The sequence below is a fragment of the Roseomonas sp. BN140053 genome, from assembly GCF_047690175.1.
GTDB lineage: Bacteria > Pseudomonadota > Alphaproteobacteria > Acetobacterales > Acetobacteraceae > Roseomonas.
Genome location: NZ_JBLLEB010000004.1, coordinates 17,484 through 30,425, shown reverse-complemented (window position 1 = coordinate 30,425; position 12,942 = coordinate 17,484). Strand labels below are relative to the sequence as shown.

12 protein-coding genes are annotated in these 12,942 nt (G+C 71.0%); 2 read left to right on the top strand and 10 right to left on the bottom strand.

Annotation, left to right across the window (positions count from 1 at the left end; translation table 11 throughout):
• Positions 1 to 160: 160 nt before the first annotated feature.
• From ACLIBK_RS05745 to ACLIBK_RS05705, 9 genes are all read right to left on the bottom strand, one after another.
• Positions 161 to 1,084 (bottom strand): cysteine hydrolase family protein, encoded by a 924-nt coding sequence (locus ACLIBK_RS05745; protein ID WP_415386277.1) that lies wholly within the window; start codon positions 1,082 to 1,084, stop codon positions 161 to 163.
• Between the two features lie 15 nt (positions 1,085 to 1,099).
• Complete coding sequence (locus ACLIBK_RS05740; protein WP_415386276.1) at positions 1,100 to 1,519, bottom strand: cupin domain-containing protein; 420 nt, start codon at positions 1,517 to 1,519, stop codon at positions 1,100 to 1,102.
• Positions 1,516 to 2,907 (bottom strand): FAD-binding oxidoreductase, encoded by a 1,392-nt coding sequence (locus ACLIBK_RS05735; protein ID WP_415386275.1) that lies wholly within the window; start codon positions 2,905 to 2,907, stop codon positions 1,516 to 1,518. The genes ACLIBK_RS05740 and ACLIBK_RS05735 overlap by 4 nt, the downstream gene beginning before the upstream one ends.
• Before the next feature lie 200 nt (positions 2,908 to 3,107).
• Entirely contained in the window at positions 3,108 to 3,641 is a 534-nt protein-coding gene (locus ACLIBK_RS05730) for a DUF3833 family protein (protein ID WP_415386274.1), read from the bottom strand.
• A gap of 97 nt (positions 3,642 to 3,738) precedes the next feature.
• Complete coding sequence (locus ACLIBK_RS05725; protein ID WP_415386273.1) at positions 3,739 to 4,452, bottom strand: metallophosphoesterase; 714 nt, start codon at positions 4,450 to 4,452, stop codon at positions 3,739 to 3,741.
• Positions 4,449 to 5,906, bottom strand: coding sequence for a cryptochrome/photolyase family protein (locus ACLIBK_RS05720; protein WP_415386272.1), 1,458 nt, complete (start codon positions 5,904 to 5,906; stop codon positions 4,449 to 4,451). The genes ACLIBK_RS05725 and ACLIBK_RS05720 overlap by 4 nt, the downstream gene beginning before the upstream one ends.
• The gene (gene pdeM / locus ACLIBK_RS05715) at positions 5,903 to 6,625 is read right to left on the bottom strand and encodes a ligase-associated DNA damage response endonuclease PdeM (RefSeq protein WP_415386271.1); all 723 of its coding nucleotides are present in this window, start codon (positions 6,623 to 6,625) and stop codon (positions 5,903 to 5,905) included. Before pdeM ends, ACLIBK_RS05720 begins: the two co-directional genes overlap by 4 nt.
• Positions 6,622 to 9,171, bottom strand: coding sequence for a ligase-associated DNA damage response DEXH box helicase (locus ACLIBK_RS05710; protein WP_415386270.1), 2,550 nt, complete (start codon positions 9,169 to 9,171; stop codon positions 6,622 to 6,624). The genes pdeM and ACLIBK_RS05710 overlap by 4 nt, the downstream gene beginning before the upstream one ends.
• 505 nt (positions 9,172 to 9,676) lie before the next feature.
• Positions 9,677 to 10,636, bottom strand: coding sequence for an NmrA family NAD(P)-binding protein (locus ACLIBK_RS05705; protein WP_415386269.1), 960 nt, complete (start codon positions 10,634 to 10,636; stop codon positions 9,677 to 9,679).
• A 56-nt stretch (positions 10,637 to 10,692) separates the two neighbouring features.
• On the opposite strand from ACLIBK_RS05705, the gene ACLIBK_RS05700 reads away from it, so the two are divergent.
• Positions 10,693 to 11,496: an AraC family transcriptional regulator gene (locus ACLIBK_RS05700; RefSeq protein ID WP_415386268.1), complete on the top strand. Its 804-nt coding sequence runs from the start codon at positions 10,693 to 10,695 to the stop codon at positions 11,494 to 11,496.
• A gap of 284 nt (positions 11,497 to 11,780) precedes the next feature.
• Here ACLIBK_RS05700 and ACLIBK_RS05695 read toward each other — a convergent pair whose 3' ends face one another.
• Positions 11,781 to 12,182, bottom strand: coding sequence for a winged helix-turn-helix transcriptional regulator (locus ACLIBK_RS05695; protein ID WP_415386267.1), 402 nt, complete (start codon positions 12,180 to 12,182; stop codon positions 11,781 to 11,783).
• A gap of 97 nt (positions 12,183 to 12,279) precedes the next feature.
• Between ACLIBK_RS05695 and ACLIBK_RS05690 the strand changes: the two genes are divergently transcribed.
• Positions 12,280 to 12,897 carry an FMN-dependent NADH-azoreductase gene (locus ACLIBK_RS05690; RefSeq protein WP_415386266.1) on the top strand — a complete coding sequence of 206 codons (618 nt, stop codon included), beginning with the start codon at positions 12,280 to 12,282 and terminating at the stop codon, positions 12,895 to 12,897.
• The last annotated feature ends 45 nt before the right edge of the window (positions 12,898 to 12,942 follow it).

Below are 12,942 nucleotides of genomic sequence, written 5' to 3'. Positions count from 1 at the left end.
ACGGAAGAAACGGATAGCACGGTCATAGAGTCCTCCGATCCCGATTACGTCACGGCATTTGCCCGCGGGCTTGCCGTCATCCGCAGCTTCGGACGGGGTTCTGATAACGCGTGATCCGCCGCCGCGCGAACCGCGGGCCCGGCGCGGGCCCGCGTGCCGGTCAGGGGCGGGGCGTGCCGCCCAGCGCCGCCAGCAGCGCCGCGGAATCCGCCACGAAGCCGAAGCACTGGCGGATGTTGTACAGCGTGGCGTCCGTGCAGAAGGACGGCGAGGTGGTGGCGGCGCAGTCCTCCACCAGCACGCAGTCGTAGCCCAGGAAGTTGGCATCCTGCAGCGTGCACAGCACGCACTGGTCCAGGTTCACCCCGGCGAAGAGCAGCGTCGTCACCCCGAGGTTGCGCAGGATGCTGTCCAGCGGCGTGTCCGGGAAGCCGGACATCCGGTACTTCGAGACGTGGATGTCGCCGGGGGCGGCGGGCAGCTCATCGACCACCGCGGCGGCCCAGCTGCCGTGCTGCAGCACCGGCGCGCCGCGCCCCGGCAGCGGGTCGCCCAGGCCGACCCCGGTGCCCTGCGGCTTGTAGACGTGCAGCAGCGAGGGGCTGAGGTTCAGCAGGTCCGGCCGGTTGCCCCAGTTGAGCCAGACCACCGGCACGCCCGCCGCGCGCAGCGCCGGCAGCAGGGCGCGCAGCGGTTCGATCGGGCGGCGGGCGGGGGCGATGTCCACGCCGATGCCGGCCAGCCAGCCCTCGGGGTGGCAGAAGTCGTTCTGCATGTCGACCACCACCATCGCCGTGCGCGCGAGGTCGAGGGTGACGTGCTGCGGCGTGGCGGCAAAGGCGAGCGGGCGCGGCGAAACGGGCGGGCGCACCATGTTCACCCGCGCGGCGTCCACGCGCCAGCGGTTGCCCGGCGCGCTGCCCAACGGGTTCAGGGCAGCGCCCGGCGCTGCTGTGCCGCCGGTGGGTACCGCGGTGCCGATCGGCGAGGCGACGCCAGCCGCGGAAGGAATGTCGCTGCCGGCGAGGCTCGCGGCATCCGCCGCGGAGAGGCCGGGTGGGGCGGGGATCGGCGTATCGGGCACCGCGGCGCGCTCCCCTCAGCCGCCCAGCACGGCGCGGTCCTCGTCGTCCAGCTCCACGGGCTGGCCGGCGCGGATCAGCTCGGCGAAGCCCTCGTTGGGGCACATCACCGTCAGGGTGTAGAGCTTGTTGGGGCCGGTGTTCTCCACCACGTGCTCGGCACCCGGGCGCACCAGCAGCGCGTCGCCCTGGCGCAGCGGCGTGGACTCGCCGTTGCACCAGGCCATGCCCTCGCCGGACAGGACGAAGAACAACTCGTCCGCCGCGACGTGGGAATTGGGCGGGGTGCGGCCGCCCACGGTGAAGATCTCCACCACGCAGACCTGCTGCGTGCCCTCGCCGGCCTCGTCGAACAGCAGGACGAAGTAGTTCGTGTCGTTGGGGGCGATGCGGAAGGCTCGCGCCTCGCGCGCAGATTTCTTGAAGAAGGCGCTCACGCCGCGTCCTCCACCGTGAAGCTGCGCATCTTGCCGGGGTTGAGCAGGCCCCGCGGGTCCACCTGCCGCTTGAAGCCGGCCTGGTCGCCGGGCAGGCGCTTGTAGCGGGTGCCGTCCTCCAGCGTGTAGGCGTGCGGGTTGGAGATCATCACGCCGTGCGCCTCGTGCAGCGCCATGATCTCGTTCAGCCGCGCCTCCGTGGTGTAGCGGATCACCTGCAGGGCGGAGCAGGTGACGCGGCCTTCCACGCGCACGAACTCGACGTGCAGCAGCACCTCGTCGCCGAACAGGGCGCGCATCTCGGCCAGCTTGTCGATCGTGCCGTCGGCGGGAAACAGGCTCTGGATATAGGTGACGGAGCGGTCCTGCTTGAGCACCTGGAGCGTGGTGTGGTTCCAGGTGAACTCGTAGATCGGGGTGCGCGCCGGGTCGGCCTCGGCCTCCGCCGTGTCCTCCTCGTGCACGATGCGCCCGCCGTGTTCCGCGGCCAGGGCGGCGGTGGCTTCCAGCCCGGCGGGGGCGATCATCAGCAGCGCCGCGGCGTGGCCGTCGGGGATGGCCTCGCGCAGCGGCTTGAAGAAGGGCGTCAGCCCGCCCTCCACCACGGAGCAGAGCTTCTTCTCGATCGCCGGCAGCTTGGCCAGGGCATGGGCGAAGCGGGCGGCGTCCAGCACGTCCGCGAAGGCCACGGCCAGGCCGCGCCAGCGCACCGCCGGCTGCACGGGGATCTCCACCTCGTCCACCAGCCCGGTGGTGCCGTAGGTGTGGTTGACCAGGTTGCAGTCCGCGCCGCGCAGTTCCAGCACCCGGGGTGCTGCTTCCGCCGTGACGATGCTCAGGGCGAGGAGGTTGCCCGGCTCCTTCAGGCTGCCCCAGGAGATCGAGCCGACGCCGGCGAAGCCGCCGCACACGTAGCCGCCGATCGTCGCGGTGCGCTTGGTGGAGGGGTAGATCCGCAGCTCCCAGCCCTGCTGCCGCAGGGCGGCGTCCAGCTCGCCCATCTTGGTGCCGGCCTGCACGCGGGCCACGCCGTCGCGCACCCAGAGCAGCCGGTCCAGCGCGGTCATATCGACCACCACGCCGCCGTCCATCGGCACCGCCTGGCCGTAATTGCCGGTGCCGCCGCCGCGCGCGGTCAGCGGCACGCGGTGCCGGTGGGCCGCCGCCGCCAGCCGGAGGAGGTCGTCGCGGCCGCGCGGCGTCACCACGGCCTCGGCCACCTTGCCGTCCAGCAGGGGCTTGAGCACCGGGCTGTACCAGTAGAAGTCGCGGCTCTTGCGCTTCAGCGTCGCGGGGTCGCGCGCCACGGGCATGTCCCCCAGCGCCGCCAGGAAGCCGCCGAGGCCGTCCTGCTCCGCCGCCGGTGCGAGGTCGCGGGCGGCGCTCACGCCGCGCATCCCCGGCCGGCAAGCGAGATGATCCTGATCATGGCAATCCGAGCCCGTGCTGGTGTCGATCCCCGATACCCCAGCAAGAACCCGGCCGCGCCGGGCCATCGCGGCGGCCCGCCCCGGCCCTGCGGCTCCCACTCTGCAGCCCCCGGCGCGAGAGGGCCGGGGGCTGCAGGGTGGGGGCTGGCTGCCCCGGATCAGGCCAGCTTGCGGAAGGAAACCTGGGCGGTGCCGACCTGAAGACCGTGAAAGGACACGGCGGCGCGGGACAGGGCATTGGTTTCGTCCAGCCGGACAAACCACTGGTCGAAGCTGAGGCGGCGGGTGCCGCCGCCCGGGCGAGGCATGTCCAGCGTGTGCAGCAGGTGGAAGCCGTTGCCGCTTTCGGTGGCGGTGACCTCGCCCACCGCGTCGGTGGCGGTGCCGCGCCAGCGGTCCGGGGCGTCGCGGCGCAGCTCCCAGGAGCGGCGGTCGACGAAGCCGTTCTCGTAGTGGAAGACCTCGTGGAAGCGCAGCATTGTGCCGTCCCAGGAACCGTCCAGCTCGGCGGTGAACCAGCTGTCCAGCGCGCCCAGCCGGGTCACGAACAGGCCCTGGCTGCGCAGGCGGCCGCTGAAGAACTCCTCCGGCCGGAAGGGCGGGCCGTGCCCGGCAAAGGTCTGGGCGGAGATGCTGCCGCAACCCGCCAGGGGCAGCGCCGCGGCGCCCAGCAGCAGGGCGCGGCGGCGCAACGGTGTGGGCGCCCGGCGGGGCGAGCCGGCTGCGGGGGAGGCGGTTGTCGGGAAGGGAAAGGTCATCGGGAAGGGGCGACCGCCCAGGATGGCGCGGTCACCAGGGCAGGTCCACCCAGGACAGGTGCCCGCCCTTGCCGGCGCCGGTGTCCATGAACACCGCAGCCCCCCCGAGCGCCCCGACATGGGTCAGCGGCCGCCCGTCGGAGGAACGGACCTCGTGGCCGCAATACACGGTGATGCCGGGGGGGATGCGGTCCACCCAGTCGTGCAGCCGCTCGGGGAAGCCGTCCTCGCGCATGCGGCTGGTGACCTGGCCGAACAGGGCGCGGGGCACCAGGCCCTCGGGGCGATGGGCGCCGGCATCGGGCGGCGGCAGGGCGTGCAGCATGCGCGGGTGGAAGCCGGCATGAACGAAGACCCGCTGCTCGATCCGCAGCCAGGCCGGGGCGCGGCCGACTTCCAGCAAGGTGCGCTCCCGCAGGGCAGGGCCATCGGGGGCAGCGTCCAGCTGCGCCAGGGTGGAACCGAGGCCGGCGGGTTCCATCCGCACCTTGGCCCCGGCCAGGGCGCGGCGCAGCTTGTGGTCGTGGTTGCCCAGCAGGAACAGCCCGGCGCGGTCATCCAGCATGGCGAAGGTGCGGCGCAGCACTGCCGGGGCATCGGGCCCGTGGTCGGTGAGGTCGCCGAGCTGGATCACGAACAGCTTCTCGGCCACCGCGCCGTCCAGCGCGGCCTGCAGGGCCTGGGCGTCGCCGTGCACGTCGCCCACCACGCGCAGCCCCTCGAAGCGGGAGCGCGGCGGCGTCACGGGGCCTCCGCTTCCGCCGGCGGCAGGCGCAGCGTGCGCAGCGCGGCCAGGGCGCGGGCGCGGCCGGTGGCGTGGTCGACGATGGGGCGCGGATAGGTGTCGCCCAGGCGCACGCCGGCGGCGCGCAGCGCGGGTTCCGGCGCTTCCCAGGGCGCATGGATGAAGGCGGTGGGCAGCTTCCGCAGTTCGGGCACCCAGCGGCGGACATAGGTGCCTTCGGGGTCGAACTTGCGGGCCTGGGTGGCCGGGTTGAACACGCGGAAATAGGGCGCGGCATCCGTGCCGGCGCCGGCGATCCACTGCCAGGAGGCGCTGTTGTTGCCGAGATCGGCATCCACCAGCGTGTCCCAGAACCAGGCGGCACCGTCCTGCCAGGGCTGCAGCAGGTGCTTCACCAGCAGCGAGGCCGCGATCAGCCGCACCCGGTTGTGCATCCAGCCGACCCGCCAGAGCTGGTGCAGCCCGGCATCCACGATGGGATAGCCGGTGCGGCCGCGCTGCCAAGCCGCCAGCAGCGTGGCGTCGGGGGCGAAGGGGAAGCGCTCGAAACTCGGGCGCAGGGCATGCTCCGGCATCTCCGGGCGGTGCCACAGCAGGTAGCCGGAGAATTCGCGCCAGATCACCTCGCGCAGGAAGGGTTCGGCGCGGGTGCGGTCGCCGCCCATGGCCGCCACCGCGGCGTGCCAGACCTGGCGCGGCGACACCTCGCCCCAGCGCAGGTGCGGCGACAGGCCGGAGGAGCCCTCGATCGCCGGGTCGTTGCGGCGCTGGGCGTAGTGGCCCAGGCCGGTGCCGACGAAGCGGTGCAGCCGCTCCTGCGCCCCGGCCTCGCCGGGGGTCCAGACGGTGCCGAACTCCGCCGCCCAGTCCGGCACGGGCGGGCGGGGCAGCAGATCCAGGGCCGCCAGCGGCAGGGAGGAGATGGGGGAGGGAGCGCCGTGCAGCCGCGCCGGTGCGGGGATCGGCGGCGCGGGGTCGCCACCCGCCAGCAGCTTGCGCGCGAAGGGGGCGAAGACGCTGTAGGGGTTGCCGCTGCCGGCGCGCAGCTCCTTCGGGTCACGCAAGGTGGTGGACCGGTGCAGGTGCAGCGCCCGGCCGTCGCGCGCCAGGGCGGCGGCCACGGCGTCGGCCTGGCGGCGCGCCCAGGGTTCGGGCAGCTGGCCGGCCTGCACCGCAGCGGCGCCGCTGCGGGCGGCGAGCTCGGGCAGCAGCGTCGTAGTGTCGCCGCGCAGCAGGATCAGCGGGGCGCCGCGTTCCGCCAGCGCCCGGCCCAGCGCGTCCAGCGAATGGTGCAGCCACCAGCGCGCCGCGCCGCCGGTGGCCCAGCGCCCGGCCGCGGCGTCGTCCAGCACGAAGACCGGCAGCACCGGCGCGTCGCCGGCCGCGGCCAGGGCGGGGTTGTCGGACAGGCGGAGGTCCTGCCGGAACCAGACGATGTGCGCGGCGGTGGTCATGGCAGGGAGGTAAGAAGGGCGTCGGAATGCGCCAGCCGTTTCGCCGGGCCCATCGGCGCGGCGTAGAGCCGGTCGCGGCCCAGCAGGAAGGCGCGACCGCCGCGCGGGAACAGCGTGGCGATGGCCGGGTCGCGCACGTCCAGCCCGCCCGTATAGGTGCCGAAGGAGGGCAGGATCACCCGGCGCGGGTCGGCGGCGAAGCAGGGGCGCGTCACCCCGCCGGCCCGGGTGGCCATCGTGGCCTTGGGGTGGAAATGGCCGCTGAGCTCGCCGCTGCCGTTCGGCAAGGCCGGGGCGGCCTGGTGGCGGAAGGTGAGGGGGCCGTCGCGGAACTCGTCGCAGTTCTCGCCCGGCAGGCCCTCGGGCGGCACGGGGTCGTGGTTGCCCAGCACCCAGACGGTGCGCTCCACCGCGTCCAGCGCGTGGCGCAGCGCCGCCGCATCGGCCGGCAGCATGCGGGAGAAACCCTCGGCGTCGTGGAAGGAATCCCCCAGCAGCACCAGCACCCGCGGCGAGTGCCGCCGGATCGCGGAGGCCAGCCGGGCGATCGTGTCGCGCGTGTCGTAGGGCGGCAGGAAGGCGCCGCGGCGGGCGAAGTGGCTGCCCTTTTCCAGATGGAGGTCGGACACCGCCAGCAGCCGCCGCGCCGGCCAGGCCAGCACGCCCGCCGGGTCCAGCAGCAGCCGCTCGCCCGCGAGGTGGAAGGGCGCGGGCGTCATGGCTCGCGCGATGCGCCGCGGGGGGCCGTGCGGTTGAAGCGGGGGTGACGGGGTCTGTCACGGTGTCTGGGGCGGTCCACCACACCGGAACGCACGCGGATGCCTTCCGTCACCTCCGAGAGTACGTCGGCGAAGTGATCGGTGCCGTCGGTGGCGTCCTCCACCAGGGCGGCGGCCTCGGCCAGCAGGGCGTCCTCGGCGCCGCCGGCGACCCATTCGCGGCCTTCCTCGATCAGCGCCGGCACCGCCAGCGGCGACACGCGGTCGAGGCGGCGGTGGCGGATGCGCCCCTGCACGCGCGCCAGCAGGGTGGCGATGCGGCGCACGTCGGTCAGGCCGAAGGCGGCTTCCTGGCGGGTGGCGCGCAGCAGGATGTGCTCGGGGTCGTGCTTGCGCAGCACGTCGTAGATCAGGTCGGCGTTGACGGTCATGGCGCGGCCGGACGTCTCGGCGCCGGGGTGGTTCTTTTCCAGCAGCCCCGCGATGGTGGCGATGCTGCGGAAGGTGCGGCGGAGCATGGAGCTTTCGGCGATCCATTCCTCCAGCTCCTCGCCCAGGATGTCCTCCTCGAAGAGCTGGGCGGGGTTTGTGGGCTCGAAGGCGCTCCAGGCGGCCAGGACGTAGTCGGTGGCGAGGTAGCCCAGCGGGCCGAAGCCCAGCCGTTCCATCCGCTTGGTCACCAGCATGCCCAGCGTCTGGTGCGCCAGCCGCCCCTCGAAGCAATAGGCCACCAGGAACCAGCGGCCGCCGCGGGGAAAGGTCTCGATCAGCAGCCCGTCGCGGGAGGGGAGTTCCGAGCGCTTCGCCTGCAGCCGCAGCCAGTCGCGCACTGGCGGCGGCAGGGCGGCCCAGCGCTTCGGGTCTTCCAGGATGCCGCGCACCCGCAGCGACAGGTTGGTGGAAAGCGGCAGCCGGGCGCCGGCATAGGTGGGGACACGCGGCTCGCCCTCGCCGCCGCGCGACACCACCGCGGCCAGGGCATCCATGCCTTCGTAGCGCAGACACTGCCCGGCGAAGATGAAGCACTGGCCGGGTTCCAGGGTGGAGATGAACCATTCCTCCACCTCGCCCAGCACCGGGCCGCCGCGGATGCGGACCTTGAGCATCGGCGTGTCCACGATGGTGCCGAGGTTCATCCGGGCGGTGCGGGCCACGCGCTCGTCGCGGACGTGGATCAGGCCCTCGCTGTCGCGGAACAGCTTGCGGAAGCGCTCATAAGCGCGCAGCGCGTAGCCGCCATCCTCTACGAAGCGGATCACGTCGTCGAAGTCGCGGCGGGTCAGGGCGGCGTAGGGGGCCGCCTTGGTGACCTCGGCGTAAAGGTCGTCGGGGTGGAAGGGGGCGTGGCAGGCGGTGGCCAGGACGTGCTGGGCGAGGACGTCCAGCCCGCCGGCGCGCGGCGGCTCGCCGTCCAGCTCCTGCGCCGCGACCGCCTCCGTGGCGGCGACGCACTCGATCACCTCGAAGCGGTTGGCCGGCACCAGCACGGCGCGGGAGGGTTCGTCCATGCGGTGGTTGGAGCGGCCGATGCGCTGCATCAGGCGGCTCACGCCCTTGGGCGCGCCGACCTGGATCACCTGGTCCACCGCGCCCCAGTCGATGCCGAGGTCCAGCGAGGCGGTGGCCACCACCGCGCGCAGCTTGCCCGCGGCCATGGCGGCTTCCACCTTGCGCCGCTGCTCGATCTGCAGGGAGCCGTGGTGCAGGCCGATCGGCAGGGTGTCGTCGTTGAGGCGCCACAACGCCTGGAACACCAGCTCGCTCTGCGCCCGGGTGTTGACGAAAACGATGGTGACGCCCGCGCCGCGGATGCGGCGGTAGATCTCGGGGGCCGAGGCGAGGCCCATATGGCCGCCCCAGGGCAGGTGCCCCTCGGGCAGCACGAGGTCCAGCTGCGGCGACGCACCCCCCTGGCCCACCACGAGGCGCACATCCTCCGCCCGCGCGCTGGGGGACACCCAGGCGCGCAGCGCGTCGGGGTGCGCCACGGTGGCGGAAAGCCCGGTGCGGCGCAGGCCGGGCGCCAGGGTTTGCAGGCGGCTAAGGCAGAGGGCCAGCTGGTCGCCGCGCTTGGAGCCGGCCAGGGCGTGCGCCTCGTCCAGCACGGCCTCGCGCAGGTTGCCGAACAGCGCATCCGCCTCGGGGGAGGAGAGCAGCACGGCCAGGCTCTCGGGCGTGGTGAGCAGGATCTGCGGCGGGTCCTGGCGCTGCCGGGCGCGGCGGTTGGCGGGGGTGTCGCCGGTGCGGGTTTCCACCCGGATCGGCAGCCCCATCGCCTCGATCGGGTCGAGCAGGTTGCGCGCGATGTCCACCGCCAGCGCCTTGAGGGGCGAAACGTAGATCGTGTGCAGCCCCGGCCGGGGTGCCGCCGCCAGGGCGGTGAGCGTGGGCAGGAAGCCGCCCAGCGTCTTGCCGCCGCCGGTGGGCGCCACCAGCAGGGCGCTGTGCCCGTCGCGGGCGGCGTCGAGGAGTGCCAGCTGGTGCGGGCGCGGCGTCCAGCCGCGGGCGGCGAACCAGCCCGCGAAAGGTTCCGGCAATGTTCCCATGCGGCGGGATATAGGGCGGTCCGGCGGGATTGGCACGGGGCGGGAAGGCGGGTCCGCCTTACTTCCTTACCATCTTACTTCCTTACCGCGGCCCCCGGACGGCCGCCCGTTTTCAGAATATATTCCTATCATTCCAGGGGTTTGGCCGTCAAGCCCGGCGCGGGATGTGGCACGAACGGGCCAATCTGACACTTTTCAGGGTTTTGGGCATTGGGGGGACTGGACTGCCCGGGTTGCACCAGTCCCCGAACCGTTCGGGCGCCCCCGCCAGGATGATGGGGGGTTCCCTTGCGCCTGGAGCGTGTTCCGGACCTGGCCAGTGGTTGTGAGTGAGAAGAGGGGCGCTTTGCCTGCCCCGGCTGGTGTCACCCAGTGCAGACTATCGTCGCCCTCCCAACCGGACCCCGGCTTTCCCAGAAAGGATGGTCGTCCGGGAAATATGGCATTGCAGTCGGGAAAGATCATGATGTCAGAAGCGTCGCTCCCGACTGAGCTTTTGCCTCACTCAAGTCGTCGTGAGATCGTCCCGTGCGGTCCATTCGAAGAATTGCTCGGGTCTGTTTGATCGCTGCGTCGTCGCCTTGCTGTAACGCGGCATGAACGATGTCCGCATAAAGGCCTTCATGGTCGTCGGCATCGCCGGACGATCGTCGTGGAAGCGGACCCTGCCGTCGTTCAACGCTTCAAGCGTCTGCGTATCGTCCAGCCATCGCTCCAATGAACCGAACCGCTGCAGGAACCCCTGTTCGACCTCTGGTCGGTTCCTGTCGATAAAGCGGTAGTCCACCGGATGGCCTATTTCCTGGGTCATGATGTCGGCGATTTTCGACATCGAGTAGTCGGCGCCCAATTCATGCACGATGCGATGCTGGCCGGTCGGATTCAGCAACTGACCGACGGCGAAATCGGCGATGTCATCCGTGGCGACCCACGGTGTTTCGACGTCGGGGCCCAACGACCAGGCGATCCGGCCATGCTCCACAACGGCGTCGATGAAGCCGAACAGATTCTCCATGAACCAGCCGGCTTGCAAATGCACCAGATCGATGTCGCTCAGGCGGTTGAGAATCTGATCGAGCTGGTAGAACGGCTGGAAGTGGCCGGTGCTTCCTCTGACCTCCGACCCCATGGCCGTCAGACTTACCGCGTGCTTGACCGGGGAGTGGCGCAGAGCATCGAAGAACCGGAGAGCGACCTCCGAGTAGTGGCCGTGGATGTTGTTCCAGTCCGTCTTGACCATGAGGAACGCGGCATCGGCATCCTGGAAAAAGTGATCGAGGTTTCCTGTCCCGGCGTCGAAGCTCCCGATGAACGGCTCGGCACCGATCTCGACCAGGGCGTCGAGGGCCGGACCGCCTCTCGACAGGGCCCTGACCTGATGGCCGGCGTCGAGCAGGCTTCGCGTGAGCTTCGCACCGATCCGTCCGGTTGCACCGACAACAGCAATTCGCATGGCCTTCTCCATCACTCGCGATGGACCTTACCGAGTTGCCGCGTGGGTGAAATTCGCGATAATGCCATATGATCGTCAGATTAGGCCAACTTGCTGGGCGTGACGCATCTTGCCATACGGCGGTCGTGCCGGACGGGCCGGACCGGCCGGCGACCGCCTTTCATCTCGACTTCGCCGACTACGGAGCGGAGATGCCCCACCATCATCATCGGCAGGGCCAGCTTATTCTGGCCTTGCATGGCGCCGTGACCTGCACGGCCGCCGATGGCCTGTGGATCGTGCCGCCAACATGCGGGGTGTGGATCCCGGGCGGCGTGCCGCACAGCAACCACCCCACCCCCAATGCTCGGCTTGCGTACCTTTTCGTGGAACCCGGCGCAGCGCGCATGCCGCAGAACTGCTGCACGCTCTCGATCTCGCCGATGGTCCGCGAGATGATTCTGCGCCTGGCGGACGCGCCGGCGGCGTCCGTGGCGGACGACCATTTCGGCCGCCTCGCACGGGTGCTCCTCGACGAGTTGATGCTGATGCCGGCAAGCGGTCTCAGGCTACCCACGTCTGCGCATCCCAAGATCGCCCTGGTGACCGCGCTGCTTGCCGCAACGCCGGCAGATTGGCGCCCATTGGGTGAATGGGCGAAACACGTCGCCATGAGTGAGCGTTCCTTTAAGCGGCTCATGGTTCAGGAGACGGGGCTCAGCTTCGGGCGATGGCGACGACAGCTCCACCTTCTCGTCGCGCTACGGGAACTCGCGAGCGGCGCGAGTGTGCAGCATGTGTCCGGCATCCTCGGATACGAGTCACCCACCGCCTTCATCGTCATGTTCAAGAAGGCGATGGGCATGACGCCAGCACGGTATCTCGCACCGTGATCCGTGGTACGGCGCGTCACGAAGGATCCGCCATACTCGTTCCCGATTAGAAAAGGTGTAGCGGGACGGCCGCTGGGCGAGGCAGCACAGTCGCAGTCTGTGCCGCTTTCCCGAAACCTGTCCCCAAATCACCTTTCCTAAAATTTCCGATTGAGATGGAAAAACGGGAAACGGCCCAGATACGGCCAGGGCTCTTTCCCCGGACAGAGGCTATGAACGCCTTGCACCCGAGCGACCCTCTCGCTTGCCCTGCGCAGAACCTTTGATCAGACCCGCAACACCCCCTAGCGCGGGGCGGTGCCGTCCCCCTTGGCATCGAACTGCGCCCGCGCCGCGCCGATCTGGTCGAGGTTGGCGAAGGCCCAGTCGCCCAGCAGCTTCACCGGCCCCGCCAGCGAGTGCCCGATTTCCGTCAGCTCGTAGTCCACGCGCGGCGGGATGGAGGGGGTGACGGTGCGCGTCACCAGCCCGTCGCGCTCCATGTTGCGCAGCGTCAGGGTCAGCATGCGCTGCGAGATGCCGCCGATGCCGCGCTTGAGCTCGTTGAAGCGGTAGCCGCGCTCGCGCAGCAGGATGATCACCAGCACCGCCCACTTGTCACCGATGCGCCCGATCACCTGCGTGACCCGCAGGCAGGCGGCGGTCTGGTGCCGGACGGGCGGGGTCGCGGGGGCGAGGTCGGTCACATCCGTGTGCCTTTGATATCAAGCCTGTGCGTTCTTGCGCGGCGTTGCGGGGCAGGCAGATACCACGACCGAGGCACAAATCGGAACCTGGATCACCATGAAGCTCCTCCACGTCGACAGCAGCATCACCGGCGGGCGCTCCGTCACGCGCGAACTCACCGCGCTCATCGTCCGCCGTCTGGCCGGCGAGGGCGCGGCGGCCGTGACCTATCGCGACCTGGTCGCGGAGGAACTGCCGCACTTCACCGCGGCCACGGCACCCACCGCGCACCCGATGTCCAAGGCGGCGCCGGTGCTGGACGCGGCGCAGCAGGCGCGGCGCACCAACAGCGACGCCATCCTGCAGGAGTTCCTGGACGCGGACGTCGTGGTGATCGGGGTGCCGATGTACAATTTCAGCATCCCCTCCGAACTCAAGGCCTGGTTCGACCGCCTCGCCGTGCCGGGCGTGACCTTCCGCTACGGCGCCGCGGGGCCCGAAGGGCTGGCCGGCAACAAGCGCGTGATCCTGGCCATCGCGCGCGGCGGCTTCTACGGGGCGGACACCGCCCGCTTCTCCGCCGAGCACGCGGAGTCCTTCCTGCGCGCCGGCTTCGGCTTTCTCGGCGTCCGGGATATCGAGGTGGTGCTGGCCGAGGGGCTCAACATCGACGAGCACACCAAGGGGCGGGCGATCGCCTCGGCGCGGGACGCGATCGGGCAGTTGGCGGCGTAGCAAGGTTGGGAGAGTGAACTCCCCCGATCCCCCTCCTTCTTTCGG